The 26,567-nt window shown below is 67.8% G+C and carries 25 protein-coding genes, 1 tRNA gene and 1 riboswitch; of the genes, 13 read left to right on the forward strand and 13 right to left on the reverse strand.

What is annotated here, in order from left to right; all coding sequences use genetic code 11:
* Positions 1-36 precede the first annotated feature (36 nt).
* The 8 genes from ML342_RS05735 to ML342_RS05770 all read right to left on the reverse strand — a co-directional run bounded on the left by ML342_RS05735 (position 37) and on the right by ML342_RS05770 (position 7,343).
* Positions 37-936, reverse strand: a complete 900-nt coding sequence (locus ML342_RS05735; protein WP_240126296.1) for a DMT family transporter — start codon at positions 934-936, stop codon at positions 37-39.
* 38 nt (positions 937-974) lie between these two features.
* Positions 975-2,030: a UDP-N-acetylmuramate dehydrogenase gene (murB, locus tag ML342_RS05740; RefSeq protein WP_240126074.1), complete on the reverse strand. Its 1,056-nt coding sequence runs from the start codon at positions 2,028-2,030 to the stop codon at positions 975-977.
* Positions 2,027-3,082: a quinone-dependent dihydroorotate dehydrogenase gene (locus ML342_RS05745; protein WP_240126075.1), complete on the reverse strand. Its 1,056-nt coding sequence runs from the start codon at positions 3,080-3,082 to the stop codon at positions 2,027-2,029. Before ML342_RS05745 ends, murB begins: the two co-directional genes overlap by 4 nt.
* Before the next feature lie 4 nt (positions 3,083-3,086).
* Positions 3,087-3,377 (reverse strand): DUF4190 domain-containing protein, encoded by a 291-nt coding sequence (locus ML342_RS05750; RefSeq protein WP_240126077.1) that lies wholly within the window; start codon positions 3,375-3,377, stop codon positions 3,087-3,089.
* A gap of 10 nt (positions 3,378-3,387) precedes the next feature.
* On the reverse strand, positions 3,388-4,920 hold the full coding sequence (gene amaB / locus ML342_RS05755) for an L-piperidine-6-carboxylate dehydrogenase (protein ID WP_240126079.1): 1,533 nt from the start codon (positions 4,918-4,920) through the stop codon (positions 3,388-3,390).
* A gap of 55 nt (positions 4,921-4,975) precedes the next feature.
* Positions 4,976-5,052 (reverse strand) — tRNA-Arg (locus ML342_RS05760).
* 114 nt (positions 5,053-5,166) lie between these two features.
* Positions 5,167-6,096: a homoserine kinase gene (locus tag ML342_RS05765; RefSeq protein ID WP_240126080.1), complete on the reverse strand. Its 930-nt coding sequence runs from the start codon at positions 6,094-6,096 to the stop codon at positions 5,167-5,169.
* Positions 6,093-7,343, reverse strand: coding sequence for a dicarboxylate/amino acid:cation symporter (locus ML342_RS05770; RefSeq protein WP_240126082.1), 1,251 nt, complete (start codon positions 7,341-7,343; stop codon positions 6,093-6,095). Before ML342_RS05770 ends, ML342_RS05765 begins: the two co-directional genes overlap by 4 nt.
* A 207-nt stretch (positions 7,344-7,550) precedes the next feature.
* Here ML342_RS05770 and radA point away from each other — a divergent pair, with 207 nt between their 5' ends.
* On the forward strand, positions 7,551-8,939 hold the full coding sequence (gene radA / locus ML342_RS05775; protein ID WP_240126084.1) for a DNA repair protein RadA: 1,389 nt from the start codon (positions 7,551-7,553) through the stop codon (positions 8,937-8,939).
* 19 nt (positions 8,940-8,958) lie between these two features.
* Here radA and ML342_RS05780 read toward each other — a convergent pair whose 3' ends face one another.
* The 4 genes from ML342_RS05780 to moeB form a co-directional block, all read right to left on the reverse strand.
* Positions 8,959-9,936, reverse strand: a complete 978-nt coding sequence (locus ML342_RS05780) for a zinc-binding dehydrogenase (RefSeq protein ID WP_240126085.1) — start codon at positions 9,934-9,936, stop codon at positions 8,959-8,961.
* Between the two features lie 350 nt (positions 9,937-10,286).
* The gene (locus tag ML342_RS05785) at positions 10,287-10,745 is read right to left on the reverse strand and encodes a MarR family winged helix-turn-helix transcriptional regulator (RefSeq protein ID WP_240126086.1); all 459 of its coding nucleotides are present in this window, start codon (positions 10,743-10,745) and stop codon (positions 10,287-10,289) included.
* A gap of 83 nt (positions 10,746-10,828) precedes the next feature.
* Entirely contained in the window at positions 10,829-11,620 is a 792-nt protein-coding gene (locus ML342_RS05790; RefSeq protein WP_240126088.1) for a cytochrome C assembly family protein, read from the reverse strand.
* A gap of 27 nt (positions 11,621-11,647) precedes the next feature.
* On the reverse strand, positions 11,648-12,778 hold the full coding sequence (moeB, locus tag ML342_RS05795) for a molybdopterin-synthase adenylyltransferase MoeB (RefSeq protein WP_240126090.1): 1,131 nt from the start codon (positions 12,776-12,778) through the stop codon (positions 11,648-11,650).
* Positions 12,779-12,934: 156 nt separating this feature from the next.
* Here moeB and ML342_RS05800 point away from each other — a divergent pair, with 156 nt between their 5' ends.
* Complete coding sequence (locus ML342_RS05800) at positions 12,935-13,267, forward strand: hypothetical protein (protein WP_240126092.1); 333 nt, start codon at positions 12,935-12,937, stop codon at positions 13,265-13,267.
* A gap of 1 nt (position 13,268) precedes the next feature.
* On the opposite strand, the gene ML342_RS05805 is transcribed toward ML342_RS05800, so the two are convergent.
* On the reverse strand, positions 13,269-13,673 hold the full coding sequence (locus ML342_RS05805; protein ID WP_072756287.1) for a ribonucleotide reductase subunit alpha: 405 nt from the start codon (positions 13,671-13,673) through the stop codon (positions 13,269-13,271).
* Positions 13,674-13,919: 246 nt separating this feature from the next.
* A riboswitch (molybdenum cofactor riboswitch) is annotated at positions 13,920-14,076 on the forward strand.
* Here ML342_RS05805 and moaA point away from each other — a divergent pair.
* The 11 genes from moaA (at position 14,068) to narJ (ending at position 26,565) form a co-directional block, all read left to right on the forward strand.
* Positions 14,068-15,048, forward strand: a complete 981-nt coding sequence (gene moaA / locus ML342_RS05810; protein ID WP_072756295.1) for a GTP 3',8-cyclase MoaA — start codon at positions 14,068-14,070, stop codon at positions 15,046-15,048. (Overlaps the previous riboswitch by 9 nt.)
* Before the next feature lie 28 nt (positions 15,049-15,076).
* Positions 15,077-16,078, forward strand: coding sequence for a bifunctional molybdenum cofactor biosynthesis protein MoaC/MoaB (gene moaCB, locus ML342_RS05815; RefSeq protein WP_072756288.1), 1,002 nt, complete (start codon positions 15,077-15,079; stop codon positions 16,076-16,078).
* Entirely contained in the window at positions 16,075-17,328 is a 1,254-nt protein-coding gene (locus tag ML342_RS05820; protein WP_240126093.1) for a molybdopterin molybdotransferase MoeA, read from the forward strand. The genes moaCB and ML342_RS05820 overlap by 4 nt, the downstream gene beginning before the upstream one ends.
* Entirely contained in the window at positions 17,328-17,591 is a 264-nt protein-coding gene (locus ML342_RS05825) for a MoaD/ThiS family protein (RefSeq protein WP_240126095.1), read from the forward strand. The genes ML342_RS05820 and ML342_RS05825 overlap by 1 nt, the downstream gene beginning before the upstream one ends.
* Positions 17,592-17,594: 3 nt before the next feature.
* Positions 17,595-18,089 (forward strand): molybdenum cofactor biosynthesis protein MoaE, encoded by a 495-nt coding sequence (locus tag ML342_RS05830; protein ID WP_240126097.1) that lies wholly within the window; start codon positions 17,595-17,597, stop codon positions 18,087-18,089.
* A complete protein-coding gene (mobA, locus tag ML342_RS05835; RefSeq protein ID WP_275672407.1) occupies positions 18,070-18,693 on the forward strand; it encodes a molybdenum cofactor guanylyltransferase in 624 nt (207 codons plus the stop codon). Before ML342_RS05830 ends, mobA begins: the two co-directional genes overlap by 20 nt.
* Positions 18,641-19,006: a DUF7009 family protein gene (locus ML342_RS05840; RefSeq protein WP_240126100.1), complete on the forward strand. Its 366-nt coding sequence runs from the start codon at positions 18,641-18,643 to the stop codon at positions 19,004-19,006. The genes mobA and ML342_RS05840 overlap by 53 nt, the downstream gene beginning before the upstream one ends.
* A 42-nt stretch (positions 19,007-19,048) precedes the next feature.
* Positions 19,049-20,551, forward strand: a complete 1,503-nt coding sequence (locus tag ML342_RS05845) for a NarK family nitrate/nitrite MFS transporter (protein ID WP_275672397.1) — start codon at positions 19,049-19,051, stop codon at positions 20,549-20,551.
* A gap of 28 nt (positions 20,552-20,579) precedes the next feature.
* Positions 20,580-24,323 carry a nitrate reductase subunit alpha gene (locus ML342_RS05850; RefSeq protein ID WP_240126101.1) on the forward strand — a complete coding sequence of 1,248 codons (3,744 nt, stop codon included), beginning with the start codon at positions 20,580-20,582 and terminating at the stop codon, positions 24,321-24,323.
* Positions 24,320-25,867: a nitrate reductase subunit beta gene (narH, locus tag ML342_RS05855; RefSeq protein ID WP_240126102.1), complete on the forward strand. Its 1,548-nt coding sequence runs from the start codon at positions 24,320-24,322 to the stop codon at positions 25,865-25,867. Before ML342_RS05850 ends, narH begins: the two co-directional genes overlap by 4 nt.
* Positions 25,864-26,565 (forward strand): nitrate reductase molybdenum cofactor assembly chaperone, encoded by a 702-nt coding sequence (gene narJ / locus ML342_RS05860; RefSeq protein WP_240126103.1) that lies wholly within the window; start codon positions 25,864-25,866, stop codon positions 26,563-26,565. The genes narH and narJ overlap by 4 nt, the downstream gene beginning before the upstream one ends.
* The last annotated feature ends 2 nt before the right edge of the window (positions 26,566-26,567 follow it).

The raw sequence follows: 26,567 nt of genomic DNA on the forward strand, positions 1-26,567 counted from the left end.
GATGCCGCCCGTGCCGGAATGCACGGCTGCGGCGGCTCACACGCCCGGTTCGACCGCCTCGCTCGGCGCTGCGCTGCGCCGCTGGCGCGCCAGCTGCGCTTCGCGGTGGGTGATGTAGAACGTGCTGGCCAGGATGATGGCGGCACCGGCCAGGGTCGCGGCGTCCACCGTCTCACCGAACAGCAGCCAACCGGCGAAAGTGACCACTGGTAGCTGCATGAAGCTGATCGGCGTCAGGGCCGAGACTTCGCCCAGCTTCAGCGCGCGTGTCCACAGCAGCTGCCCGACCGTGCCCATCGCGCCGGTCGCCAGCAGCCATAGCCATTCGATCCCGTGCGGCCAACGCCATGTGAGCAGCGAGGGCAGCAGCGACATCGGCACCCACAGCGCGTAGGTCCAGAACACGATGGTGTCGGCCTTGTCGATCTGCGAGAGCTGCTTGATCTGGATCGCCACCAGCGCACTCAGTGCTGCCGCCGCGACCGCGACCAGAGTGCCGAGGCTGAAGGCGTGCGACCACGGCCGCACGATCACCAGCACGCCGAGGAAGCCCAGCGCCACCGCCGTCCAGCGGCGCGCGCGCACGCGCTCGCCCAGCAGCACGATCGCGGCGATGGTGACGAAGATCGGTGAGGAGTAGGCCAGCGAGATGGCCTGCGCCAGTGGCAGGTGGGCGATCGCCCAGAACCCGCAGAACATGCTGCCGATGCCGATCGCAGTGCGCATCAGGTAGCGCGGCAGCTGGTCGGTGCGCACGCTGGCGGCGAACGCGGACAGCGGCTGCTTCTCATGCCGCAGGGGCCACAGCAGCACGGGCAGCAGGGCAAGAAAACCGAAAGTGTTGCGAAAGAACGCCACTTCCCAGGTCGGCATCGAGTGCGAGGCCAGGCGGATGAACACCGCCATCAAGCCGAAGCCCAGGGTGCTGCCCAGCATCAGCCAGGCGGCGCGTACATGGACGTTGCGCGATCCGCTCACCAGGTTGCTCCGATGATGCGCGGCTCGGGTTCGAGCGCCACTCCGAAGCGATCATGCACCGAGGCGGTGATACGGCGTGCCAGCGCCAGCAGATCCTGGCCGCTGGCCTGGCCGTGATTGACCAGCACCAGCGCATGCTGCGCGCTGACGCCGGCATCGCCGTCGCGGTGGCCCTTCCAGCCGCACTGCTCGATCAGCCAGGCTGCCGACAGCTTGCGGCGGTCGGCGCCGGCGCTGCGGAACACCGGCATGCCGGGATTTACGGCCAGCAGCGCCTCGGCCTGCGCGGTCGGGACGATCGGGTTCTTGAAGAAGCTGCCGGCGTTGCCCAGCACCGCCGGGTCCGGCAGCTTGCGGCGGCGGATGCGGATCACGGCCTCGGCAACCTGCGCCGCGCGCGGAGTGTCCGTCACGCCCATCGCGCGCAACTCCTCCGGGATGCCCGCGTAGTCCAGCCGCGGCCGGAAGCGCCGGCTCAGGCGGAACTCGACGGCCGTCACCAGGTAGCGCTCGGGCTGGTGCTTGAACAGCGAGTCGCGATAGCCGAATGCGCACTCGGAAGCCGCCAGACGGACGAAGCCGCGGTGTTTCCGGTCGAAGGCCTCCACCACGTGCACGGATTCGCGCACCTCCACGCCGTAGGCGCCGATGTTCTGGATCGGCGCCGCGCCGACCGTGCCAGGGATCAGGGCCAGATTCTCCAGACCGGTGAGGCCATGGCCCAGTGTCCACAGCACGAAGTCGTGCCAGATCACGCCGGCGTCGGCGCGCACGATCGCCGTGTCGCCATCGTCTGCGAGCGGGCGGATCGTGCGGGTTTCCAGCGACAGCACGGCTCCCGGCGGATCTGCGGCGAGTAGTAGATTGCTGCCGCCGCCGAGGATCAGCAGATCCGGGGCGCGCAGCATCGCATAGCCGAACAGCTCTGGCAGGGCGGCGGTATCGTTCACCTCCACCAGCATGGGCGCGCGTGCGCGCACGCCAAAGGTGTTGCGCGCATCCAGCCGGGCGTGTTCGCTGATGCGATAGCCGGGAGCAGAGGCCTGGCTCATTCCGGTGGCAGATGGCCGCGGCTGGGGGCTTCCTTGCGTCGGCGCAGGGCCTCCACGCATTCGCCGATCAGTGCCGGGCCGCGGTAGATCAGGCCGGTGTAGGTCTGCACCAGCACCGCGCCGGCGGCCTGCTTGGTGGCCGCGTCGGCCCCGTGCAGGATGCCGCCGACGCCGATGATCGGAATGTCATCGCGCAGGCGGGTGCGCAGCATGCGCAGCACGGTGGTCGCGCGTGACATCAGCGGCGCGCCGGACAGCCCGCCTGCCTCGTCGGCCAGCGGCGAATCCTCGACTCCCTCGCGCGAGAGCGTGGTGTTGGTGGCGATCACGCCGTCTACCTGCAGATCGCCCAGCACGCGGCCGGCGGCGTCGATGTCGTTCTCCGACAGATCGGGCGCGATCTTCACCAGCACGGGCACGCGCTTGCCGTGGCGCGCGGCCAGCTTTTCCTGTTCCTCGCGCAGGCTGCCCACCAACCGGCGCAGGGCTTGCTCTTCCTGCAGCTCGCGCAGCCCAGCGGTATTGGGCGAGGAGATGTTGACCGCCACATAGTCGGCCACCGCATACACCCGGCGCAGGCACAGCAGATAATCGGCAACCGCGCGCTCGTTCGGGGTGTCCTTGTTCTTGCCGATGTTGATGCCGACCAGACCGCTGCGGCGGCGCGCGCGCTCGACGTTGCGCACCAGGACATCCACGCCCTCGTTGTTGAAGCCCATGCGGTTGATCACCGCCTCGTGCTGCGGCAGGCGGAACAGGCGTGGACGCGGGTTGCCAGGCTGCGGCAGCGGGGTCACCGTGCCTACCTCGACGAAGCCGAAGCCCAGCGCCAGCAGGGCATCCACGTGCGCGCCGTTCTTGTCCAGCCCGGCGGCCAGGCCGACCGGATTGGGGAAGGTCAGGCCGAAGGCCTTGGTCGGCAGCGGCCGCGGCGGGCTGGTCAGCAGCGGCGACAGGCCGCAACGGTAGGCGGCTTCCAGCGCGGCGAGTCCGGCGCCATGGGCGCGTTCGCCGTCGAGCGCGAACAGCAGTGGGCGGGCGAGCGCGTACAAGCCGTCAATGCCCCGCAGCAAAGGCCAGCAGGGCCGCCAGCCCGCCAAAGAACAGGATGGCGCCGATCAGCGCCAGCAGCGCCAGGCCGATCACCAGATAGCCCATGACCAGGCCGGCGATCGCCAGGCCGTCGCCCTCCAGCGTTTGCGGCGAGCGTCGGATCTCGGCGCGCGCCAGGTGCCCGCACACGATCGCCACCACGCTGCCGAGGAACGGCAGCAGCGTCCAGCCCAGGATGCCGGAGATCAGGCTGACCACGGCCAGTGCGCTCGTTTGCCGGGGAGATGTGCTCATGCGGCGTCCATTAGAGATCGAACTTGATGCCCTGGGCCAGCGGCAGGGCGTCAGAATAGTTGATTGTATTGGTCTGGCGGCGCATGTAGGCCTTCCACGCGTCGGAACCGGACTCGCGGCCGCCGCCGGTTTCCTTCTCGCCGCCGAACGCGCCGCCGATCTCGGCGCCGCTGGTGCCGATGTTGACGTTGGCGATGCCGCAGTCGGAGCCGGCCGCCGACAGGAACGCCTCGGCGCGCTTGAGGTTGGTGGTGAAGATCGCCGACGACAGGCCCTGCGGCACCGCGTTCTGCATCTCGATGGCCTCGTCCAGTTCCTTGTACTTCATCACGTACAGGATCGGCGCGAAGGTCTCGTGCTGGACGATCTCGGCGTCGTTGCTCAGGCCGGTGATGATGGTGGGCAGCACGAAATAGCCGGGCCGATCGAGCGCGGCGCCTCCGGTTTCGATCTTGCCGCCGGCGGCCTTGGCCTTGGCGATGGCATCGAGATACGCGTTGACGCCATCCTGGCTGTTCAGCGGGCCCATCAGGTTGGCCGGGTCGGTGGGGTCGCCGATCTTCTTCTCCACCTGTTTGTAGGCCGCGATCAGCCGCGCCAGCACGTCATCGAAGATGGACTCGTGCACGATCAGGCGGCGGGTGGTGGTGCAGCGCTGGCCGGCGGTGCCCACCGCGCCGAACACGATGGCGGGGATGGCAAGCGCGAGGTCGGCGGTCTCGTCCACGATGATCGCGTTGTTGCCGCCCAGCTCCAGTAGGCTGCGGCCCATGCGGCGCGCCACGCGCTCGCCGACGATGCGCCCGACCCGGGTCGAGCCGGTGAAGCTGATCAGCGGGATGCGCGTATCGTCCACGAAGCGCTCGGCCAGCGCGGTGCCGGCGTCGTTGAACAGGAAGAAAATGTCGGGGAAACCGCCCTTGCGCAGTGCCTCGTTGCAGATCTTCATCGCGGCGATGGCGGACAGCGGGGTCTTGGGCGAGGGCTTCCAGATCGAGATGTCGCCGCACACCGCCGCAATGAAGCTGTTCCAGGCCCACACTGCGACCGGGAAGTTGAAGGCGGAGATGATCCCGACCAGGCCCAGCGGATGCCATTGCTCATACATGCGGTGGCCGGGACGCTCGCTGTGCATGGTCAGGCCGTACAGCTGGCGCGACAGGCCGACGGCGAACTCGCCGATGTCGATCATCTCCTGCACTTCGCCGTCGCCTTCCGGCTTCGACTTGCCCATCTCCAGCGCGACCAGCGAGCCCAGCGCATCCTTGTGCGTGCGCAGCGCATCGGCACACAGGCGGATCGCCTCCCCACGCTTGGGCGCCGGAGTGCTGCGCCAAATCTTGAACGCGGCCTGGGCGCGCTCGATGATCAGCTCGTAGTCGGCTTGCGAAGAGGCATGCACGCGGCCCAACACCTCGCCGGTGGTCGGGTTGACCGGCTCCAGCACGCCGGCGTCGCGGGTCTGCGACCACTCGCCGTTGCCAAGGTAGGTGCCGGATTCGACGGCGGTCAGGCCGAGCGCGGTGAGGACGGGATGGGACATGGCGAACTCCGGAACGGGCGCGCCGACGCTGGCCGGCGGCAGGGTGGAAGTAATGTGGCGGCCCCGACACGATTCGAACGTGCGACCTTCCCCTTAGGAGGGGGACGCTCTATCCAGCTGAGCTACGAGGCCAGGCTGCGCATTATTGCAGCAGGTCACGGATCAGGCCAATCCGACCGCGAAGCTGTCGCATTGCCGGAGTACTTTTGGCATTTCGACGAAGCGCGCGTGCTGATTGCAATGGTGTCAGTCGAGTATCCGCGCCGCAGGGGCCGCGATCGGCGTCAGGTGCAGGTCGCTGTCCTGGCCATGCGCGGCGAAGGCTGCCTGCATCGCCTCGCCCACCTCCGCTGCGCGCGCGGCCGTCTCGCACCAGGCGAACACGCTGGGGCCGGCGCCGGAGAGGCTGGCGCCCAGCGCGCCGGCGGCCAGCGCGGCGCGTTTCACCGCGTCGAACCCGGGGATGAGCGGCGCTCGCCGCGGTTCCACCAGCACGTCGTCGAGGCCGGCCCGCACCAGCGCGGCATCGCCGCGTTCGCAGCCCAGCAGCACCTGGGCGAGATTGGCGCTCTGCGCCACGAACTCGGACAGCGCGTAGGCGCCCCGCAGCACGCGCCGCGCCTGCAGGGTTTCCAGCACCTGATGCGGATGCACCACCGCGGCATGCCAGGCCGCGGGCACGCGCAGGCGCAGCAGGCGCTCGGGGGTGGCCAGCACCAGCCCGCCGGCCAGCATCGGGCCGACGTTGTCGCCGGTGCGGCCGCCGCTGGCGATGGATTCCCCGCGCAGCGCCAGCGGATACAGCGCCTCCACCGGCAGCGGCGTTTCCAGCAGCGTATTGGCGGCCACCAGCGCCGCCACGCAGGAAGCGGCCGAGCCGCCCATGCCGGACCCCAGCGGGATGCCCTTGTCCAGCTCGATCTCGAAGCCGAACGGCAGCGCCAACTCCTCGCGCAACGCCATGAGCGCGACACCTGCGGTGTTGCGCTCCGGCTCCCGCGGCAGGTCGCGGACGCAGCCGCGGATGGCGGTGATCCGCACCATCGGCGTCTCGATCCGGCGCACCGTGGCGATGTCGCCGATGCCGGCGATGGGGTGCCCGAGCAGGTCGAAGCCGACGCCGATGTTGCCGACCGAGCCGGGGCTGAAGGCCCGGGCCTGCGGATTGCCGCTCATGCGCTCGGGTCCGTCGCGGCGCGGGCCTCCCCGCTGCGCGCCTCCACCACCGCGGTCGCGGTCATGTCGGCGGTGACGTTGCCGACCGTGGCCAGCACGTCGGGGATCGCATCCACCGCCATCAGCACCGGCAGCGGGGCGATCGGCAGGCCCATCGCGGAGGTCACCGGCAGGTTGGTGGCGAGGAAAATCGCCTGCCCCGGCAGCCCCACCGAGCCCATGCTGACCAGCACGCCCAGCACGACGCCGGTGGCCAGCTGTGCGGCGGTCAGCTCGACCCCCAGCGCCCAGGCGATGAAGCTGGCGGTGGCCAGGTATTGGATCGGCGAGGTGATGCGGAACAGCGACACCGCCATCGGTAGCACCAAGCCGGACACGCGCGCGGGGATGTCTAGCCGGTGCTGCGCGCTGTCCAGCATCGCCGGCAGGGTGGCCAGCGAGGACTGCGTGCTGGCCGCGACCGCCTGCACCGGCACCAGCCCGCCCATGAAGTGGCGCAGCCGCTGCTTGCCGGCGGTGACCGCCACCGCGATCAGCAACACCACCGCCAGCGCGTACAGCGCGCATTCCAGCAGGATGTAGAGGCCCAGCGCCTGCAGCATGGCCGGACCGGCGCGCGCGGCGAGCGCCAGCACCAGCGCGAAGATGCCCAGCGGCGCGGCGAGCAGCACCCAGTGCACGATCACGATCATGGCGTCGCTGATCGCCTTCAGCAGGCCGACCACCTGCGCGCGCGGCACGGCCTCAAGCCGGGTGAGGGCGAAGCCGAAGAACAGCGCGAAGCTCACCAGCGGCAGCATCGCGCTCGCCGCGGCGGCGGCGATCGCGTTGCTCGGGATCAGCGCGGTGAGGGCATCCGCCCAGCCGCCGATCGCGGTGGCCACCGGCGCGCCATGCCCGCGCAGGGCGGCGGCCACCGCCGGATCGGGCGTCCACTGCGCCAACACTAGCGGCGCCAGCAGCGCGGTCATCGCACCGGCGGCGGTGAGCAGCACCACGAAGGTCAGGAGCGCCTGCCGCGCCACCCGCCCGGAATGCGCGGCGTCGCTGGCCTGGTTGATGCCCACCACCACCAGCGCGAACACCAGCGGTACCACGGTCATCTGCAGCGCGTTGAGCCACAGTTTTCCGAACGGCTCGACGACGGCGGCGATGTGCAGCCCCAGGTCGGGTGCCTGCCAGGCCAGCAGGATGCCGGTCAGGAGGCCGCCGGCAAGGCCGGCCAGGACGCGCGCGGTCTGGCTCATGGCGTGGCTCCCGGTGGCAGCGTTGTAGCGCGGGACAGGGGCGGCAGTGCCGCCGGCAGGCGAGTCGGCATCGGGCATCCGGACGGGAAGAGGCAGGCCCGCAAGCATGCCGCAGGCGCGGCGCGCGGTCATCCTCCGGCGCACTGCGTCTTACCGGGTGCGACCCGCGCCGGCTACAGTGGCGGCCTGTCCGTTCCGTGAGCCGCCATGTCCAAGGTCAGCGCCAAGTCCCGTACCGCCTACGTCTGCAGCGAATGCGGCGCCGACTATCCGAAATGGCAGGGCCAGTGCGAGGCCTGCGGCGCCTGGAACACGCTCTCGGAGATCGCGCTGGAGCCGGCCGCGTCCGCGCGGGCGCCGGCGCAGCGCCGCAGTGGTTGGGCGGGCAAGGTGGACGCGCCGAAGATCACCGCGCTGGCCGATGTGCGGCTGGAGGCGCAGGTGCGCGCCTCGACCGGCATCGGCGAGTTCGACCGCGTGCTCGGCGGCGGCCTGGCGGAAGGGGCGGTGGTGCTGGTCGGCGGCGATCCGGGGATCGGCAAGTCCACCCTGCTGCTGCAGGCGCTGGCGAAGATGGCGCCGGCCCTGCCCGGGCTGTACGTCACCGGCGAGGAGTCGCTGGCGCAGGTGGCCGGCCGCGCGCAGCGCCTCGGGCTGCCGCTGGACGGCCTCAAGGCGCTGGCCGAGACCTGCGTCGAGCGCATCCTCGAACATGCCGTCGCCGCGCGCCCGCGCCTGCTGGTGGCCGATTCCATCCAGACCCTGTGGACGGAGACCCTGACCGCCGCGCCCGGCTCGGTGTCGCAGGTGCGCGAGTCCGCCGCACGCCTGGTGCGCTACGCCAAGGAGACCGGCACCGCGGTGTTCCTGGTCGGGCACGTCACCAAGGAGGGCGGCATCGCCGGCCCGCGCGTGCTGGAGCACATGGTGGACGCGGTGCTGTATTTCGAAGGCGATTCCGGCAGCCGCTTCCGGGTGCTGCGCGCGTTCAAGAACCGCTTCGGCGCGGTCAACGAGCTGGGCGTGTTCGCGATGTCCGATGCCGGCCTGCGCGAAGTGGCCAACCCGTCCGCGATCTTCCTCTCCGGCATGGGCGCGGCTCAGCCCGGTAGCTGCGTGATGGTCACGCGCGAGGGCACCCGCCCGCTGCTGGTGGAGGTGCAGGCGCTGGTGGACGCCTCGCCGCTGTCCAACCCGCGGCGGGTGGTGGTGGGGCTGGAGGGCAACCGGCTGGCGCTGCTGCTGGCGGTGCTGCACCGCCATGGCGGGGTGATGGTGGGCGACCAGGACGTGTTCTTGAACGTGGTCGGCGGGATCCGCGTGCAGGAAACCGCGGCCGACCTGCCGGTGCTGCTGGCGGTGCTGTCCTCGCTGCGCGACCGCCCGCTGGCGGAGAAGACGGTGGCGTTCGGCGAAGTCGGCCTGTCCGGCGAGATCCGCCCGGTCCCGAACGGCGAGGAGCGCCTGCGCGAGGCCGCCTCGCACGGCTTCAAGCGCGCGATCGTGCCCCGCGCCAACGCGCCCAAATCGGGCCACTACAAAGGCCTGGAGGTGGTCGCGGTGGAGCGCCTGGCGGAGGCGCTGGAGCAGGCCTGACGGCAGCGCCCAATCGCGTTCAGGGGCGCAGCAGGACCTTGCCGGGGCGTCCCGGGCGCAGGCTGGCGGCCGCTGCCTGGCCGATGTCGGCGAGGTCGTGGACCGCATCCACCGGCAGCCGCAGCTCGCCGGCCAGAGCGCGCTGCAGCAGTTCGCCCACCAGCCGGCGGCGCTCCTCGGCCGACAGCGCCTGGCTCGCCTTGCTGCCCCAGAATCCCTTCACGATGGCCTGCTTGAAGATCAGGTCGGCCGGCGAGAGCTGCATCGGCTCGCCGGTCAGCGCGCCGAACGACACCAGCACGCCGCCCTCGCCGAGCAGCGCCAGCAGCGCGCCGCTGGCGCGGCCGCCGACCGAATCGATCGCCGCCTGCGCCAGCCCCGGCCCGGTGATCGCGCGCACCTGCTGCATCCAGTCCGCGTGCGCGCTGCAGACCACGTGTGCAAGCCCGAGCGCGGTGAGGGCGGCAACGCCCGCCTCGCCGCGCACGATGTTGACCACCCGCAGGCCGCGCGCGCCGGCCAGCATCGCCAGCGCCTTGCCGACCGCGCCGTTGGCCGCGTTCTGCACGATCCACGCACCGGCCGGCAGCGCCAGCGTCTCCAGCAGCATCAGCGCGCTCAGCGGCATCGCCAGCAGCTGCGCCGCGGTCTCGTCGGGGATGCCGTCCGGCAGCGGCACCGTCATCCGCGCCGGCGCGATGAAGTACTCGGCCCAGGTGCCGCGCCCGGCCGGGGTGGCCACGCGCTGGCCGACCGCCAGGCCTTCCACGCCTTCGCCCAGCGCGTCCACGATGCCGACCGCCTCGCTGCCGCCGATCGCCGGCAGCGCGGGCCGGTAGCCGTACTGGCCGCGCACGGTGAGCAGGTCGTGGTTGTGGATCGGCGCCAGCAGGGTGCGGATACGCACCTCGCCCGCCCGCGGCTGCGGCAGCGGGGCATCGCCCACGGCCAGCACCTTGGTGGGGTCGCCGAAGCTCTGGTAGAGGGCGCAGCGCATGCGGGGTTCTCCTGCGGGATGGGATGTGGGTGAGGTGTCAGGCGCGATGTCAACGTGCCGCCGCGGTGGATACACGGATTTGCGATGGTTTCGTGGAGCGATGGCGCCTGCGATCGGGCGGAGTTGCGAAAGGAGGATGGAGCAGGAGCGGCGGCGCTTGCCGCCAGCATGGATGCGCGCCACCCGGAGGGGGAGGGAGGTGGCGGAACGCCCCAGCGCGACTCCTGCGTAAGCGGTCAGGGCGCGTGGCCGTGGAGCGGGCCGTCGGTGCGCCGTGTGTCGAAGGCGCAGCCGGCAGCGAGCAGGGCACTGGCCAGCGCGGCGGTGAGGAGAGGGAATCTGGGCATGGGTCAGTCTGGTGCGAGGAGGTTGTCGCGGGCCTGCTCCAGCAGGCGGGTCAGCTGCGCGCGGGTGGCTTCGTCCATGCCGCGCAGGGCGCGTTCGCGCACGCGCGCGCCACACTGCTGGATGTCGCGCCACATGGCATAGCCGACCTGGGTCAGATGAATATGCAAGGCGCGGCGGTCGTTGGGATCGACTGCCCGAGTCAGGATGCCGCGCGCCTCCAGCTTGTCCAGCAGGCGGGTCATGGCCCCAGGGTTGAGATGGGCGGCACGCGCAAGATCGGTGACGTTGGCGCTGCCGTCGGCCAGCTGGCGGATGACGATGTACTGGCTGAAGGTCAGCGCATGACCGGCTGCGGCCAGCTCGCGTTCCATGCGCGTCCACATGGCATCGCGCACCTGCCGGAACAGCAGGCCGAGGGCGGAACCGGTGCAGGCCTCGACGGAGGTGACGGGCGTCATCATGATGGGCGCGTATTTTGATGGCCAGCGCAATAGTTCGCAATGCAAATATTCGGCTGGCAAGCATGTCGCCTTCAACGGGCACTTCAGCCGGCCCGGCGCAGCACCAGCTCCAGTACGAACTTGCTACCGAAGAAAGCCAGCACCAGCAGCGCCATCGCCGCCAGCGTCCAGCGCACCGCGATGGCGCCGCGCCAACCGTACCGCCAGCGTCCCAGCAGCAGCGCGCCGAACGCCAGCCACGACAGCGCGCTGAGCACGGTCTTGTGCACCAGATGCTGGGCCAGCAGGTTCTCGACGAACAGCACGCCGGTCAGCAGGGTGGCGGTCAGCAGCGTAAAGCCCACCGCGATGCTGCGGAACAGCAGGGTTTCCAGTTCGGTCAGCGGCGGCAGCGCGCGCAGCCAGGCGTGGAACTCGCGCCGGCGCAGCGCGCGCTCCTGCGCCCACAGGAAGGTCGCCAGCACCGCCGCCAGCGCCAGGGTGGCATAGGCCAGCAGGGCCAGCCAGGCGTGCAGCTGCAGGCGCCAGTCGAGCCGGCTGGCCGCGTCGGCGTGGCCGTACAGCACGTAGCCCAGCAGGGACAGCGTGGCCAGCGGGAACACCACGATGCCCAGCGCTGGCATCCGGCCGCCAGCGCCGTAGGCGGTGGTCAGCGCGGCCATCCCGATCCCGACCAGCGACAGCGCAGCGAAGAAATGCATGTCCGGCCCCTGCAGCAGGCGCCAGGCCTCCACGTGGGCCTCGGCATGGAACACCAGCCCCAGCGCCGCCACCGGCACCCAGCCGCGTGCCTGCGCATGGCCGCCGGCCGCCGCGCGCCATAGCAGCGCGGTCGCGAGCAAATACAGAGCGATGGCAAGGAGTGGCATCAGCATCCCGACAGTGTCGCACAGGGGAGATGGTCAGCGGCTTGCCTGGCAATGATGGCGTAGCTTGGGAAGGAGTTGGCAGTCGGGCGTGCCGCATGCGGTGCAATCCGGATCGCGGCCCAGTGGAATCTGCTCGAACTCCATGCCGAGCGCATCCACAGCCAGCATTCGGCCCCGGAGGGAGGTTCCGATGCCCAGCAGCAGCTTGATGGCTTCCGTGGCCTGTAGCAGGCCGATCAAGCCTGGCAGCACGCCCAACACCCCGGCTTCGGCGCAGTTGGGTGCAAGTTCGGGTGGAGGCGGCTGCGGAAACACGCATTGATAACAGCCGTGCCGGCTTCCCGGATGCGGATCGAACACCGCCACCTGGCCGCGGAAGCGCTCCACGGCACCGTAGACCCAGGGGATCCCGAGGCGAATGCAGGCAGCGTTGACGAGATAGCGGGTGAAGAAATTGTCGGTTCCGTCGATCACCACGTCGTGGTTGCGAAGCAATGCATCGACATTGTCGGCATCCAGCCGCACCGGCTGCTCGATGATCCGGATGTCCGGATTCAAGGCATGCAGGCGGTCGCGTGCCGAGGACGTCTTGGCACGCCCGATATCGGCCTCGCCGTGCAGTACCTGCCGCTGCAGATTGCTGCGTTCGACCACGTCGCCATCGATCACGGTCAAGCGGCCGATGCCAGCAGCGGTCAGATAGAGCGCGGCCGGACAGCCCAGTCCGCCGGCGCCGAGCAGCGCTACCCGGGCGCTGCGCAGGCGGCGCTGGCCTTCCAGCCCGACCTCGGGCAGGCGCAGGTGGCGGGAATAGCGCTCGAGAAATTCCGGGGATTCCTGCGCGGCGGTCATCGGCAGGCCGGCCTGTGCCCATCGACGGGTTCCGCCGGCGACCGACCACAGCCGGGCATACCCCTGTGCCCGCAGCCGTTCCACCGCAGCGCGGGTGCGGACGCCGGTGGCGCAGATCAGGCCGACTTCGGCCTCCGGCCCCGGCAGCCAACGCTCCGGTGACGCCAGTAACTGATTCAGCGCGACCGCGCGTGCGCCTTCGGCCATGCCGGCGGCGCGTTCGCCGTCTCCGCGCACGTCCAGCAGTGGGATGCCGGCCTGCAGACGGGCAAGCGCCTCTTCAGGCGATAACTCGGGAGTGTGGGTGGTCATGGCGACACATCACTTCAGAGGCAGGAGAGTGGAGCATGGTAGCGCCCGGGACAGTGGAGGCCCGAAGGTGGGGCAGAGCGAAAAGGGCGGGGGGATTGAAGGGCGTGCTGGTCGGAGTAGGATGGGGGCGCAGTCCCTCTCATCCAGGAGGTTGTCATGTCTGCTTCGCATGCTGGTTTCCTGCCCGAGCGCAGCCCGTTGTGGAAAGTGTTCTGGTTGTACGGAGTGATCCCCAGCAATCTGCTCTGGCTGCTGGTGGCCTGGTTGGTGGATCACGGTCAACTGCCAGGTGCGACGCTGGGGCTGCTGGTGTTTCTGCTTGGCTACACGGCATGGATCGTGATGGCGGTATGGCGGGCTGCGCCCAAGGCCACAGAGCCGCGCTACGGGATGATTGCGCGGGCACTGACCGTGGCCTGGGCGATCAATACCGTCCTGATGGTGCTGTTCCTGGGGGCCTCGCTGGTGCGCACGTTGTTGGGCAGCTGAATCAGATGAACTGAATCGGCTGGCCATCACGGTCGAAGGCGGCAAACTGGCTGATTCGGCCGCCGTTGATGGCATTGACCATGAATCGCAGCGGCTGGGCGGCTTCGTCCGGGCTGGGCGCGATGCCGGCGCGACCGCTCAGGCAACCGACGAACACCATGTCCCAGTGCTGGCCGGTCTGCATCGACTCGGTGACTAAGGTCGCGAACGAGTCGATCTCGTCCGGCGTCTTGTCGACACACAGGCAGGGTGCAAGCGTGCCGCCTTCGCCGCGTTCAAAGCGTTCACGCTGCGCGGGGGTGGCGTTTTCCGGCAGCTCCACCCGGGCAAACACGAACAGAAGCCGTTGTGGTTCTGGCTGGTGGCGGGCAGCGGTGAGCAGATCCTGGAAGGAATACAGGGACATGGGGGAGTACCGTGTTTGCCTGGACAACCTCGTGGCAGAGGCGCCATCGATCAAGAATTGTGGCTCGCTCAGCAGCGATGTACGCGATTGGGCACGCAAACCCCAGGTTCGGACATGGGCCGGGCTTGGCGTGGGCTGACACGTCCAGGATGGGACTGTCCAGACCTCATTGCGCAGGCTAGCACGGTCGATGGCCGTCATTCTTGATTCTGGTCAAGTGCACCCGGCAGTGCCGGAGTTAGACTGGCCTTGTTTCATCTCCAAGCCCTGCTGCCTGGGTGCATCGCGGAGCCCCGTGTTGCATATGGCAAAGGGCCGTGGCCCGGGTGTGTGACGGGTCACCGGGTCAGGCTGGAAACGGGCTGGCCTTCCCGTTCTGGAATGGAGTGTCAGCATGACCCGCCTCATCGATGGCTACGGTCGCACCTTTCCCTATCTGCGCCTGTCCCTGACCGAAGCCTGCAACTTCCGTTGCAGCTATTGCCTGCCCGATGGGTATCGCCCGGATGGGCGGCCCGGGTTCCTCACCCTCGATGAGATCCGCCGACTGGTGCGCGCGTTCGCTGCGCTTGGCATGCGCAAGATTCGCCTCACTGGCGGTGAACCCAGTCTGCGCAAGGATCTTCCGGCCATCATTGCGGCGGTGGCGGCAACGCCAGGAGTCGACACGATCGCACTCACCACCAACGGCTGTACGTTGCCGCGCCATGTGCGCCGCTGGCGTGAGGCTGGATTGACGGCGCTCAACGTCAGTCTGGACAGCCTGAATCCGGCTCGCTTTGCAGCGATTACCGGGCATGACCGCTTTGCCGACGTCTGGGAAGGGGTGGAGATCGCCCAGACGCTGGGATTTGCGTCGGTCAAGCTCAACGCGGTGCTGTTGCGTGGGGTCAATGACGACGAACTGCCCGCCTGGTGCGAATACCTGCGCGACCGCGACGTATCGGTGCGTTTCATCGAGCTGATGCGGACCGGCGACAATCAGGCATATTTCGAACGTCACCACGTCCGGGCTGAACGCCTGGAGGCGGATTTGCGGGAGGCAGGCTGGATGTTGCAGCCCAGGGCGCGGGATGCCGGGCCGGCGCGGGAGTACGCGCACCCGGACTATCGCGGCCGGATCGGCGTGATTGCGCCGTACTCGAAGGATTTCTGCGCTGGCTGCAACCGTCTGCGGGTGACTGCGCGAGGCGATCTGCGGCTGTGCCTGTTTGGTGAGTTTGGCATACCGCTGCGGCCTCTGCTGCAGTCGGACGACGATTTCGACGCATTGGTGGCGCGTATTTCCATGCAGTTGGGGCTGAAGGCCGCAGGCCACGGCCTGCACGAGGGGCGGACTGGCATGACGCCGCATTTGGCCTCGGTGGGCGGATGAGTCCAACACCAGAAAGGATGATCCGGGCATGATCGATGAATTGAACGCGGCGGCATTTCACATGGCCGATATCCGCGACAAGCGGCCAACCCGTCGCCGTGCCGTGGCGGTGGGCGAATTGCTGGCCGGTCCCCTGGCGTTTCCGCTGATCGTGGAGCGTCGCCTGCCCAAGGGGGATGCTTTGATGATGGCGGAAGTGGCCGGAATCCAGGGGGCCAAGATGGCATCGATGCTGATGCCACTCTGTCACCCGCTGGCCTTGGAACTGGTGCAAGTGCGCTGTGTTCCGGTGCCGGAGCGTCAGGCCATCCGGGTGTATTGCGAGTGCGCAACCGAGGCCCGTACGGGTGTGGAGATGGAGGCGCTGGCAGGCGTCAATGCCGCATTACTCACCCTGTATGACCTGACCAAACCGGTCGAGCCGGCGCTGGCGATGACCGCGATCCGGCTGTTGTTCAAGGAAGGCGGCAAGAAAGGGCTATGGCTGCATCCCGACGGCATGACCGAGGTAGAGCGGGCGCATTACCGTCCGCGTGGGATCCCCAGTCTGGCGGGTGTGTCTTGCGCGGTCATCACCTTGAGCGATCGTGCAAGCCAGGGTGAGTACGAAGACCGTTCCGGCCCAGTGCTGGTCGAAGGGCTGCAACGCCTGCATGCCGACATCCGCCACGTCGAAGTTCTGCCTGATGGCGTCGAGCTTCTGACGCAGCGGTTGCGTACGCTTGCCGAAGACGGTGTGCGGCTGTGTCTATGCACGGGCGGCACTGGCCTGGGGCCGCGCGATCTGACCCCGGACGCCGTGTGCAGCGTGGCCGACCGGAGGGTGCCGGGCCTGGCCGAAATGTTTCGCAGCGAGAGCGCCCGGCATACGCCGCTGGCCTGGCTCAGTCGGGCCGAGGCGGCCCTGGTGGGCAACATGCTGGTGCTGGCCCTGCCCGGCAGCCCGCGGGCGGTTCGGCAGGGCATGGACATCCTGGCGCCGCTGTTGGCCCATGCCGTGGCGATGATCGAGGGAGGCGCCCATCCATGATCGGATACAACGACGCATTGGCGATCCTGCGGAATGTCTGTCGGCCTCTTCCAGTGCAACGGCTTGCCTGCGCACCGGGGCTGGTGCTGGCTGAGGATGTTTTCAGCGATGCGGCGCTGCCGCCATTCGACAACGCCGCCATGGACGGCTTTGCACTGTGTGTGGGGACTGCGGGGGCGGCGGCCGGCAGCTGCTATCCCGTCGCTGGAGCGCAGGCGGCTGGCGATGCCGGCCTGCAGGCACAGCCTGGTGTGGCATGGGAGATCATGACCGGAGCCCGTATGCCGGAGGGGCTGGATGCGGTGATCCCGGTGGAACAGGTCGAGGTGCTGGAACGCGCATCGGATGGACGCGCGTTGCGCATCCGGCTGCAGGCTGATCTCCCGCAGGGGCAACATGTGCGGCGTGCGGGTGAGGATGTCGCGCGGGGCGAGCGCGTGTTGACGGCCGGAACCCGCATTGCGGCGCCTCAGCAGATGCTGCTGGCCGCCCTGGGGGTGGCCGAAATCGCGGCCCGTCGCCCGCCGCGGGTGGCGCTGCTCAATACCGGCCGCGAGCTGGTGGACGACCCGATGCAGCCGCTGGCCTCGGGCCAGATTCGCAACAGCAATGGCCCGTTCCTGGCCGCGCGTATTGCTGACGCTGGAGCTGTCTTGGTGGTTCGCGAAACCGTCGCCGATGACCCGGCGGATTTCTTGAATGCGCTGGAGCGGGCGCTGGCGGCCGGTGCAGACGTCCTGCTCAGTACCGGTGCCGTGTCGATGGGGCGCTACGACTTTGTTCCGGACGCCCTCCGCCAGATCGGCGCGACCATCCATTTCCACAAGGTGCGTATCCGCCCGGGCAAACCGGTGCTCTTTGCCACCCTTCCAGGGGGCGCCTTGTTCTTCGGTCTGCCTGGTAACCCGGTCTCCAGTGCGGTGGGTCTTAGGTTCTTTGTCGAACCGGCGTTGCGCATGCTGACCGGGTTGCCTCCGGAGCGTCCGTTGAAGCTGCCGTTGAGCGCGCCGTATGGCAAACGGCAAGGCGTGCGCGTCCATCTCAAAGGTCGGGTCATGCCGGATGCCGCCGGGCGGCTGTGGGCACAGGTGCTGCCCGGGCAGGAGTCATTCCGGATTGCGCCGTTGGCCTGGAGCAATGCCTGGATCGTGTTGGATGAGCCAGACGCCGATCTACCTGCAGGCACCAGCGTGGAGGTGTATCCGGTGGGGCATCTATCGGGGTTTCAGTTAAACGAAGGATTGGGATGATGCAGGTCCGCGTGAGGTTGTTCGGTGCGTTTCGTGATCACGAGCCGCAGGGGAGCGTGATCCTGGATCTGGAGGCGGATGCGCCGCGGGTTGCGGATGTTCGCCGAGGGCTGCAGGCGTACGCTGCCGGGCATTGGCCGCGGCTACAGCCTGGGCTTCTTGGCTATTCCGCTTTTGCCAGTGATGAAGGGGTGTTGCGCGAGGATGATCCGTTGCCTGCCAATGGCGAAGTTGCCGTATTGCCACCGGTGAGTGGAGGGTGATGCATGAGTGAACGTCATTGTGCAATCGTGGACGTCGAGTCTGGCAGGCTTGATCCCTGCGCGGCGCTGGAGTTCGTGTCCAGTCCGGGGTTCGGTGGGGTCGCCATGTTCGTCGGACGCGTGCGCGACTTCAATCACGGGCGGGTGGTCACTGGGGTCAGCTACGATATGTACGATGCCCTGGCACTCAAGGGGTTCGAGGAAATCGCCGCGCGCTGCGCGGATGATTTTGGCCCGAAGATTCGGCTGTATCTTGCGCATGCCAAGGGTCGACTCGGGGTAGGCGACACGGCCGTGGTGGTGGCGGCAGGAACGCCGCATCGCGACGAGGCCTTCCGCGCCTGTCGGCAGGCCATCGAAGCCATCAAGCACACAAGTCCCATCTGGAAGCAGGAGCATTACGCGGATGGCGATAGCGTGTGGAGCGAGGGGTGTTCGCTGTGCACGCATACACAGGCGGGAGATGTTCACGTGGGACATGGTCAACGCACAGGCTGAGGCTGGAGCTGGGTCTCCGTGGGTGGGGGTGGTGCTTGCGGGGGGGCGCTCGCGTCGGATGGGGCGCGACAAGGCATCGCTGCTGTGGCATGGCAGGCCCCTGTTACAGCACATGTGCGCCCTGCTGGAGAAGGCGGGCGCCGGTCGTGTGGTTATCAGTGGTGATCACCCGCAATTGCAGGCCGTCGCCGACCGTGTCCCAGATCTTGGTCCCCTGGGTGGGATCGCCAGCGTTGCGGAAACATTGGATGACGGTCCCATCCTGATCGTTCCCGTCGACATGCCGCGACTGAGCGCAGGTTTGCTGCAAGGGCTGGTGCGATCGAATGCTTCTTGCGCCTGCTACGAAGGACACGTCATGCCGCTTTGGATCCGTCTGAATGCCGCGGTCCGGGTCTGGCTGGCTTGGGCGATCGAGCAGACTCCTCGGCAGCGTTCGCTGCAGGCGCTGCACGGCGCGTTCTCTGGGATTTCCCTGCCTCTTCCGAAAGATCGGCAGGCAGAGCTGAAAAACCTCAATACACCGGAGCAGTGGCGAGCGGAGATAGCAAATGAAGGTGCAATTGCATGGCCAGAAGATCCGGTTCAGGATCAGCGAGGATGAGCTGGCGGCGCTCGTCTCCGGCGACGAGGTGACCAATGTGACGCGCTTCGATGCGGTGCAATGGGTGCAGTCCATCCGGGTAGGTGTGAGCGATGCGCCGGCGTTGGCGCTGACCGCTGTGGGGCTGCGATTGCAGTTGCCGCGGGCGTTGCTGGAGGCCTATGCGGCCAGGCTGCCGAGCCGCAAAGGGGTGGAGCTCCGCTTTCCTGCAGACGGCGCGGATGAGCGGACGCTGGAGGTCGAGTTCGAGGTGGACGTGCGCGACAGCGTTCGTGTGCGCAGGGGCGTCGATCCTGGGCCTGGATCGGCTTGACGTGGGTCAAGCCCGTGGGCGTTTCCGGGAATGGATTTGATCATGATCAAGATCGGCCGGCGGGGAGCGCCGATACTTGCGTCAGTGCGATCGGACGCTGAACCCGCGTGCACCCTCCATGTCCAAAACGGTCAGGCCATCATGAACGCCAGAGTCAAGCAGTACGAGGTTATGAATGCTGCCATCCAGGATTGGCGGCCCGAAGATCCTGTTTTCTGGGAAAACACGGGACGCCGCATCGCCCAGCGCAACCTGTGGATCTCGATCCCCGCGCTGCTGCTGGCCTTTGCGGTGTGGATGATGTTCTCGGCCGTCACCGTGAGCTTGCCCAAGGTGGGCTTTCGGTTCAGCACCGACCAGCTGTTCTGGCTGGCGGCACTGCCCGGCCTGTCCGGCGCCACGCTGCGCATCTTCTACTCCTTCATGGTGCCGATCTTCGGCGGCCGCCGCTGGACTGCGATCTCGACCGCCCTGCTGCTGATCCCCGCCATATGGCTCGGCATCGTGGTGCAGGACCCTGGTACGCCGTTCTGGCAGTTCGCGGCCATCGCCATCCTCGCCGGGTTCGGCGGTGGCAACTTCGCCTCCTCGATGTCCAACATCAGCTTCTTCTTCCCCAAGGCCCAGCAGGGCTACGCGCTTGGCATGAATGCCGGGCTTGGCAATCTCGGGGTGTCGGCGACGCAGTTTGTGATTCCGCTGGTGATTACCACTTCGGTGTTTGGGAGTCTTGCCGGCGGGCCGCAGGTGACCCCTGATGGTGAACACCTCTACCTTCAGAACGCCGGCTTCATCTGGGTTCCGTTTCTGCTTGTCTGCACCCTTGCGGCCTGGTTCGGCATGAACGACCTGGCCTGCGCGCGCTCTTCGTTCGCCGAGCAGGCGGTGATCTTCCGGCGCAAGCACAACTGGCTGATGTGCTGGCTCTACATCGGCACGTTCGGCAGCTTCATCGGCTACTCGGCCGGGTTTCCGATGCTGATCAAGACCCAGTTTCCCGAGGTCAACGCGCTGTCCTACGCGTTCCTGGGGCCGCTGGTCGGCGCGCTGGCGCGGCCGATCGGTGGCTGGATGAGCGATCGCCTGGGCGGCGCCTTCCTCACCTTCTGGGTCTTCGTACTGATGGTGGCTGCAGTGTTCGGTGTTCTCTACTTCCTGCCGAGCGGCCCTTCCGGCGGTCACTTCGGCGGCTTCATGGCGATGTTCATGCTGCTGTTCATCCTCACCGGCATCGGCAACGCCAGCACCTTCCGGATGATCCCGATCATCTTCCGCAGCATGCACGAGAAGGCCGCCGCCGGCCGCAGCGAGGAGGAGAAGGCCAGGGCCTCGCGGCAGGCGGGTCTCGAGTCCGCCGCGGTGATCGGCTTCTCCTCGGCCGTGGGTGCCTACGGCGGGTTCTTCGTGCCCAAGAGCTACGGCACCTCCATCGCCCTGACCGGCGGCCCGGAGGCGGCGCTGTACGGGTTCATTGCCTTCTACGTCACCTGCATTGCCATTACCTGGTGGTGGTACTTCCGTCGCGGCGCCGAGGCGCCGTGCTGATCCGCGCCGCACAGAACCGGAGCGTCCCATGAGTTATTTCCTCGATCGCCTCACCTTCTTCAAGCGTCAGGACGAGTCGTTCGCCGACGGCCATGGCATCACCCGCCAGCAGGACCGGTCCTGGGAGGACGTCTACCGCCGGCGCTGGCAGTACGACAAGATCGTGCGCTCGACCCACGGCGTGAACTGCACCGGCTCGTGCAGCTGGAAGGTCTACGTCAAGAACGGCCTGGTCACCTGGGAAACCCAGCAGACCGACTATCCGCGCACCCGCCCGGATCTGCCCAATCACGAACCGCGCGGCTGCCCGCGCGGCGCCAGCTATTCGTGGTACCTCTACAGCGCCAACCGGGTGAAGTATCCGCTGATCCGTTCGGCCCTGCTCCGCCTCTGGCGCGAGGCGCGCAAGACCAGGGCGCCGGTGGAGGCATGGGCCAGCATCGTCGAGGATCCCGCCAAGGCGAAGCAGTACAAGTCCAAGCGCGGCATGGGCGGCTTCGTCCGCGTGCGCTGGGACGAGGCCAACGAGCTCATCGCAGCAGCGAACCTGTACACGGTCAAGAAGTACGGCCCGGACCGGGTGATCGGCTTCTCTCCGATCCCGGCCATGTCGATGGTGTCCTACGCCGCCGGCGCGCGTTACCTGTCGCTGCTCGGCGGTGCCTGCCTGAGCTTCTACGACTGGTACTGCGACCTGCCGCCCTCCAGCCCGCAGGTCTGGGGCGAGCAGACCGACGTGCCGGAGTCGGCCGACTGGTACAACTCCAAGTACATCATCGCCTGGGGCTCCAACGTGCCGCAGACGCGCACGCCGGATGCGCATTTCTTCGTCGAGGCCCGCTACAACGGCACCAAGACGGTGGCGATCACGCCGGACTATTCCGAGGTCGCCAAGCTCACCGACGAGTGGCTGCATCCCAAGCAGGGCACCGATGCGGCGCTGGCCTTCGCCATGGGTCACGTGATCCTGCGCGAGTTCCATGTCGATCAGCCCTCGCAGTATTTCCAGGACTACTGCCGCCAGTACTCCGACATGCCGCTCCTGGTGCGCATCGATCGCGCCGCCGATGGACGGCTGACCACCGGGCGTTTCCTGCGTGCCTCCGATCTGGACGGCGCGCTCGGTGAGGCCAACAACCCCGAGTGGAAGACCCTCGCCCTCGACGAGATCAGCGGCGAGATCGTCGTGCCCAACGGCTCGATCGGCTTCCGCTGGGGCGAGCAGGGCAAGTGGAACATCGAGGAGCGCGACAGCCGGGGCCGGGCGACCCGACTGCGTCTGAGCCTGAAGGATGAGCATGACGAGATCGTGGAGGTCGCCTTCCCCTACTTTGGCGGCGTCGAGCACGAGAAGTGGAACGCCAACAAGATCGCGGACGTGCTGGAGAAGCGCGTGCCGGTGCGCCGCCTGCGCCTCGTCGACGGCAAGGAGTGCCTGGTCGCGACCGTGTACGACCTTCTGCTGGCCCAGTATGGCGTCGACAACGGGCTCGGCGGCCCGTATGTCACCCGCGACTACGACGCCAACGTGCCCGGCACGCCGGCCTGGCAGGAGAAGATCACCGGGGTTCCGCGCGGCCAGGTCATCCGCATCGCCCGTGAGTTCGCCCGCAATGCGGACAAGACGCGCGGCCGCTCGATGATCATCGTCGGCGCGGCGATGAACCACTGGTTCCACAACGACATGAACTACCGCGGGCTGATCAACGTGCTCGTGATGTGCGGCTGCGTCGGTCAGAGCGGCGGGGGGTGGGCGCATTACGTCGGCCAGGAGAAGCTGCGTCCGCAGTCGGGCTGGCTGCCGCTCGCGTTCGCGCTCGACTGGAGCCGCCCGCCACGGCAGATGAACGGCACCAGCTTCTGGTACTTCAACTCCGACCAGTGGCGCTACGAGAAGCTGGGCGTCGAGGAGATCCTCTCGCCGCTCGCCGATCCGACGAAGTACTCCGGCAGCCTCGCCGACTTCAACCTGCGCGCGGTGCGCATGGGCTGGCTGCCCTGCGCGCCGCAGCTCGACCGCAACCCGCTCGATCTGGTGCGGGAGGCCGAGTCCCAGGGCAAGGATCCGGTGCAGCACGCCGTCGAGCAGTTCAGGAACGGAGCGCTGGATTTCGCCTTCGCCGATCCCGACGCGCCGCAGAACTTCCCGCGCAACCTGTTCATCTGGCGCTCCAACCTGCTCGGCTCGTCGGGCAAGGGGCACGAATACATGCTCCGGCACCTGCTCGGCACCCGCCATGGTCTGCAGGGCAAGGACCTCGGCGAACGCGGTGCCAGGAAGCCCGAGGAAGTGCGTTGGCGCGATGAGGCTCCAGAGGGCAAGCTCGACCTGCTGGTGACCCTCGACTTCCGCATGTGCACCACCGCGCTGTACTCGGACGTGGTGCTGCCGACGGCGACCTGGTACGAGAAGAACGACCTCAACACCTCCGACATGCATCCGTTCATCCACCCGCTGTCCAAGGCGGTGGATCCGGCCTGGGAGGCACGCAGCGACTGGGACATCTTCAAGGGCATCGCGCGCACCGTCAGCGAGCTGGCACCGGGCGTGCTGGGTGTCGAGAAGGATCTGGTGCTGGTGCCGACCCTGCACGACACGCCCAACGAGCTGGCCATGCCCGAGGTGCGCGACTGGAAGAAGGGCGAATGCGAGCCGGTGCCCGGCAAGACCATGCCCAACATGGTCGTGGTCGAGCGCGACTACCCCAACCTGTATCGCAAGTTCACCTCCCTCGGCCCGCTGCTCGACAAGCTCGGCAACTGGGGCAAGGGCCTGACCTGGGATACCCGTGACGAGGTCGCCTTCCTCGGCAAGCTCAACGGCAGCGTCGAACAGGACGGCGTGTCCAAGGGTCGGCCACGGATCGAATCGGCCATCGATGCGGCGGAGGTCATCCTGCATCTTGCGCCCGAGACCAACGGGCATGTGGCGGTCAAGGCATGGGATGCGCTGGGCAAGGTCACCGGTCGCGAGCATACGCATCTGGCAGTCGGCAAGGAACACGAGGCGATTCGGTTCCGCGACATCCAGGCGCAGCCGCGCAAGATCATCTCCTCGCCGGTCTGGTCGGGGCTGGAGGACGAGCACGTCAGCTACAACGCCGGCTACACCAACGTCCACGAACTGATTCCGTGGCGCACGCTGACCGGGCGGCAGCAGTTCTACCAGGACCACGAGTGGATGCTTGCCTTCGGCGAAGGCTTCATGCAGTACCGCCCGCCGGTCAATACCAAGACCATCGCGCCGATCCTTGGCAAGAAGCCGAACGGCAACCGCGAGATCGTGCTGAACTGGATCACCCCGCACCAGAAGTGGGGCATCCACAGCACCTACAGCGACAACCTGATCATGCAGACGCTCTCGCGCGGCGGGCCGATCGTCTGGCTGAGCGAGGCGGACGCCAGGGAAGCCGGCATCGAGGACAACGACTGGATCGAGCTGTTCAACGTCAACGGCGCGATCGCCGCGCGTGCCGTGGTCAGCCAGCGCGTCATGCCTGGCATGGCGATGATGTATCACGCCCAGGAGCGCATCATCAACACGCCGGGCAGCGAGGTCACCGGCACCCGCGGCGGCATCCACAACTCGGTGACCCGCGTGGTGGTGAAGCCGACCCACATGATCGGTGGCTATGCGCAGCTCTCCTATGGCTTCAACTACTACGGCACGGTCGGTACCAACCGTGACGAGTTCGTGATCGTTCGCAAGATGAGCAAGGTGGACTGGCTGGACGGCGAAGCCGTCCCGGTAACCGAGGAGGCTTCCCGATGAAAGTGCGTGCGCAGATCGCGATGGTCCTCAATCTGGACAAGTGCATCGGGTGCCATACTTGCTCGATCACCTGCAAGAACGTCTGGACCTCGCGCGAGGGCGTCGAGTACGCCTGGTTCAACAACGTCGAGACCAAGCCCGGCGTCGGCTATCCCAAGGAGTGGGAGAACCAGCAGAAGTGGAACGGCGGCTGGGTGCGGACCGCGAATGGCAAGCTCCAGCTCAAGGCGGGAGGGCGCTTCCGCCTGCTGTCCAAGATCTTCGCCAACCCGGACCTGCCGCAGATCGACGACTACTACGAGCCGTTCGATTTCGACTACCACCATCTGCACGAGGCGCCCGAGGGTGCGCATCAGCCGACCGCGCGGCCGCGCTCGCTGATCACCGGCCAGCGGATGCAGAAGATCCACTGGGGGCCGAACTGGGAGGAGATCCTCGGCACCGAGTTCGCCAAGCGCTCGCGCGACAAGAACTTCGACAACGTGCAGAAGGAGATCTACGGCGCGTTCGAGAAGACCTTCATGATGTACCTGCCGCGCCTGTGCGAGCACTGCCTGAACCCGGCCTGCGTGGCATCCTGCCCCAGTGGCGCGATCTACAAGCGCGAGGAGGATGGCATCGTCCTGATCGATCAGGACAAGTGCCGCGGCTGGCGGATGTGCGTGTCCGGCTGCCCATACAAGAAGATCTACTACAACTGGAAGACCGGGAAGTCGGAAAAGTGCATCTTCTGCTACCCACGGATCGAGATGGGCGAACCGACGGTCTGCTCGGAAACCTGCGTCGGCCGCATCCGCTATCTCGGCGTGATGCTGTATGACGCCGACCGCATCGAGCAGGCGGCGAGCGTGGCCTCCGAGAAGGATCTGTATCCGGCGCACCTCGAGATCTTCCTGGATCCGAACGATCCCAAAGTCATCGAGGCCGCCCGCGCCGAAGGCATCCCCGACAGCTGGCTGGAGGCGGCCAAAGCCTCGCCGGTGTACAAGCTGGCGATCGACTGGAAGCTCGCGCTGCCGCTGCATCCCGAGTACCGCACGCTGCCGATGGTCTGGTACGTCCCGCCGCTGTCGCCGATCCAGTCGGCGGCAGAACGCGGCGACATCGCGATGAAGGGTGAGTTGCCCGACGTGGGATCGCTGCGCATTCCGGTGCGCTACCTCGCCAACATGCTCACGGCAGGCGACGAGGGGCCGGTCGTGCGCGCACTGGAGAGGATGCTGGCAATGCGCCTGTGGCGCCGCTCCCTGCATGTGGATGGCGTGAACGATACCTCTGCCCTGGATCAGGTCGGTCTGAGCGTGGCGCAAGCCGAGGAGATGTACCGCTACCTCGCCATCGCCAACTACGAAGACCGGTTCGTAGTGCCGAGTGCGCACCGCGAGTACGCCAACGACGCCTTCGGCGAGCGTGGCGGCTGCGGCTTCACCTTCGGCAATGGCTGCAGCCCGGCATCCCCGGCCGAAGCACTGTTCGGCGGACGCCCCAGCACCACCTACCAGGTGCCGCCAGCACGGCAGCAACCGGAAAGGGAGCCCGCATGAAAGTGCTCAAGCTGATCGGCCTGCTGCTCGACTACCCGGATGAGGCGCTGTGGGAGCACGGCGACGAACTGCGTGCGGCCTGCGCGGCAGCACCCTTGTCGGAGGAGCGTCGCGCGCGGCTCGGCGCCTTCCTCACGCAGCTGCTGGACATGGAGCCGATGCAGGCCCAGGAACGCTGGCTGGCCCTGTTCGACCGCGGTCGCAGCATGAGTCTCCTGCTGTTCGAGCACATCCATGGCGAGTCCAGGGATCGCGGACAGGCCATGGTCGATCTGCTCGAAACCTATCGGCGCGCCGGCTTCGAGCTGAACACGAAGGAACTGCCCGACTACCTGCCCGTGGTGCTGGAGTTCCTCTCCCAGCGCCCCGAGGAGGAGGTCGCCGACTGGCTCCACCACATCGGCCACATCCTCGAGCTGCTCTGCGCGAGGGCGATCGAGCGTGACAGCGAATACGCCAGCGTGCTCGAAGCGCTGGTCGAGCTGGCGATGGGACGCGTCGATCTCGGCCCCCTGCGCCGGCGGGTGGCGAGTGAGGCGCGGGATGACACCCGTGAGGCGATCGATGCCGTGTGGGAGGAGGAAGCCGTGCGTTTCGGCTCTGCCACCGACGAAGGCCCGTGCCAGCCCACTTCCAGCCCCCAGCGAGCCCCACGCGCCGCCGTTCCGGCCCAGGGCGCCACTGCAACCGCAAGGTGATG

This window comes from Thermomonas alba, from assembly GCF_022419205.1.
Classification (GTDB): domain Bacteria; phylum Pseudomonadota; class Gammaproteobacteria; order Xanthomonadales; family Xanthomonadaceae; genus Thermomonas; species Thermomonas alba.